Origin of the sequence: Parafrankia sp. EUN1f (genome assembly GCF_000177675.1) — a bacterium.
Classification (GTDB): domain Bacteria; phylum Actinomycetota; class Actinomycetes; order Frankiales; family Frankiaceae; genus Parafrankia.
This window is the reverse complement of the sequence record NZ_ADGX01000342.1, coordinates 1-2,253: the sequence shown is the minus strand read 5'-3', so window position 1 is coordinate 2,253 and position 2,253 is coordinate 1. Positions and strand designations below refer to the sequence as shown.

The following is a 2,253-nucleotide window of genomic DNA, read 5'->3' as shown; positions in this document are numbered from 1 at the left end:
AATGGCGTGACCGCCCCGCCTCCGCGACCGCGACCCGCCGCGGGAGCTCGCCGCGCTCGCCGTCCGGTCGTTCACCGCCTCCGACGGGACCTACGGCTACCGTCGCGTGCACGCTGACCTGCTCGCCTGGGGCCGCCCGTGCGGCCCTGAGCTCGTCCGAGCCCTCATGCGCGAGCAGGGCTTGGAGCCGTGCCAGCCACGCCCCTGGCGGCACACCCTGACCGACCCCGACGAGACCCCGGCCGCGATCCCCGACCTTGTCCAGCGCGACTTCACCGCTGACGCCCCCGGAACCAAGATGGTCGGCGACATCACCTACATCCCCACCTGGGAAGGCTGGCTGTACCTCGCCACCGTCATCGACTGCCACACGAAAGCAGTAATCGGCTGGGCCACAGACGACAACTACAAAACCGCGCTCATCGAAACCGCCATCACCATGGCCGCACGAAACCACCAGCTCACCGCCGGAGCTATTTTTCATTCGGACCGCGGAAGTAACACCGGATTCAACCGGTCGTCGCAACACCGTCTTCTTGAAGTGAGAATAGCTGGTGGTTCATCGCTTCGGTGGGGGTCTTCCAGTCGAGGGTCTTGCGGGGCCGGTCGTTGAGGGTCGAGGCGATCGTGACCAGTTCGTGGCGGGTCCAGCGAGACAGGTCGGTGCCCTTCGGGAAGTACTGGCGGAGCAGACCGTTGGTGTTCTCGTTCGTGCCGCGCTGCCAGGGGCTGCGCGGGTCGGCGAAGTAGACTCCCAGCCCCGTGCCGGCGGTCAGGGCGGCGTGCCCGGCCATCTCCTTCCCACGGTCCCAGGTCAGGGTCCGACGTAGCTGCTCCGGCAGCGCGGCAAGCGCCTGTGTGATCGCGTCCCGGACAGCGTCAGCGCCGCGGCCCGCCAGTGCCGGACCGTTCTTCACCGGGGGTTGACGCCCGTAACCGTCCATGCGGGGCAGGTGCAGCAGGACCGTGAACCGGGTGGTGCGCTCGACCAGTGTGCCGATCGCGGACCGGTTCAACCCGATGATCAAATCTCCTTCCCAGTGCCCCGCGACCACCCGATCGGCGGCCTCGACCGGCCGGGCACTGATCCGCACCTCGGGGGTGACCATGCCGTCCCGGCGCCGCCCGGACCGCGCGCGCGGCACCCGCAGAGCCCGGCCGGTGCGCAGGCACGCGACCAGCTCACGGCGCAACGCCCCTCTCCCTTCGATGTAGAGCGCCTGGTAGATCGCCTCGTGGGAGATCCGCATTGCCGGATCGTCGGGAAAGTCGACCGCCAGGCGTCGCGAGATCTGTTCCGGGCTCCATGCCGTGACCCACCGCCGGTCCTGGCGGTGCGGCTTGCTCCTGCCGGTGAACGGCGGCGTCCACGGGCCGGGCACCGCCGTGCCGTCACGCCTGCGGACCGCCCCGGCGAGCCGCTCCTGCACATAGCCGCGGAGCTGGTCGTTCGTCGCGAGTTTCGCGGCCTTGGGTCGGGCGGCCCGGCGGTCACGGTGCCACTGCGCGAGCGTGGCCCGGTAGACCATCGTCCCGCCCCGGGTACCGGCGTTACGCCGTAACTCCCGCGACACCGTCGACGCGGGCCGACCCAGCCCCCGAGCGATCTGGCGGATGCTGTCCCCGCGGGCGCGACCCAGCGCGATCTCCTCCCGCTCCGCGAACGACAGATACCGGCCCGAAGGCTCAGGGAAGTCCGAAGGGGGCATCCCGCCACAGTTCCGGAACCACCGGGTCCCGACCACCGGCGACACACCAGCCTCGACACCGGCGTCCTCGCTGCTCAACCCATGCGCGATCGCAGCCCAGAACCGCTGCTCATGCTCCCATCGCGCTACCGGTGGCCGCCCCGGCGACCGCATCCCCGCCCGCCCCGTTACCTTCCGCGTCCAGTCCGCCGGCCGTCCCACTCGCACACCTCCGGATCGAGGTGTTGCGACGACCGGTTGAATTCACCAACTACACGTCTGCCCAGTTCGCTGCTACCTTGACAAGGCTCGGGATCCGCCAGTCCGTCGGCCGGACCGGTATTTGCTACGACAACTCGATGGCCGAATCATTCTTCGCGACCCTCAAGAACGAACGCGTTCACCGCACCGTCTACCCCACCCGCGAACACGCCCGACGCGACATTGCCCGATACATCGAACTCCGTTACAATGCGACACGCCGCCACTCGGCACTCGACTACAGAACCCCGCAGCAAGTCCACGACGAGTACCTGAAAAAGCAGTCCGCTGCATAGATCAGCTT

At 68.7% G+C, this 2,253-nt stretch carries 3 protein-coding genes and 1 pseudogene; 3 read left to right on the top strand and 1 reads right to left on the bottom strand.

The window, feature by feature from the left end:
- Positions 1 to 55: 55 nt before the first annotated feature.
- Together FREUN1FDRAFT_RS48460 and FREUN1FDRAFT_RS48455 are read left to right on the top strand one after the other, a co-directional pair.
- A pseudogene (locus FREUN1FDRAFT_RS48460) lies at positions 56 to 181 on the top strand (IS3 family transposase); the annotation flags it as partial.
- Entirely contained in the window at positions 167 to 613 is a 447-nt protein-coding gene (locus FREUN1FDRAFT_RS48455) for an IS3 family transposase (protein WP_006545954.1), read from the top strand. The pseudogene FREUN1FDRAFT_RS48460 and the gene FREUN1FDRAFT_RS48455, both read left to right, overlap by 15 nt.
- Here FREUN1FDRAFT_RS48455 and FREUN1FDRAFT_RS38925 read toward each other — a convergent pair.
- On the bottom strand, positions 510 to 1,862 hold the full coding sequence (locus tag FREUN1FDRAFT_RS38925; protein WP_050796212.1) for an IS30 family transposase: 1,353 nt from the start codon (positions 1,860 to 1,862) through the stop codon (positions 510 to 512). The genes FREUN1FDRAFT_RS48455 and FREUN1FDRAFT_RS38925 overlap by 104 nt on opposite strands.
- A 185-nt stretch (positions 1,863 to 2,047) precedes the next feature.
- Here FREUN1FDRAFT_RS38925 and FREUN1FDRAFT_RS42770 point away from each other — a divergent pair, with 185 nt between their 5' ends.
- The gene (locus FREUN1FDRAFT_RS42770) at positions 2,048 to 2,245 is read left to right on the top strand and encodes an integrase core domain-containing protein (RefSeq protein ID WP_035957632.1); all 198 of its coding nucleotides are present in this window, start codon (positions 2,048 to 2,050) and stop codon (positions 2,243 to 2,245) included.
- Positions 2,246 to 2,253 lie beyond the last annotated feature (8 nt).

Coding starts and splice junctions, on each gene's coding strand:
- FREUN1FDRAFT_RS38925 (WP_050796212.1), bottom strand. CDS start 1,862: ATGCGGTCGCCGGGGCGGCCACCGGTAGCGCGATGGGAGCATGAGCAG.
- FREUN1FDRAFT_RS42770 (WP_035957632.1), top strand. CDS start 2,048: ATGGCCGAATCATTCTTCGCGACCCTCAAGAACGAACGCGTTCACCGC.
- FREUN1FDRAFT_RS48455 (WP_006545954.1), top strand. CDS start 167: ATGCGCGAGCAGGGCTTGGAGCCGTGCCAGCCACGCCCCTGGCGGCAC.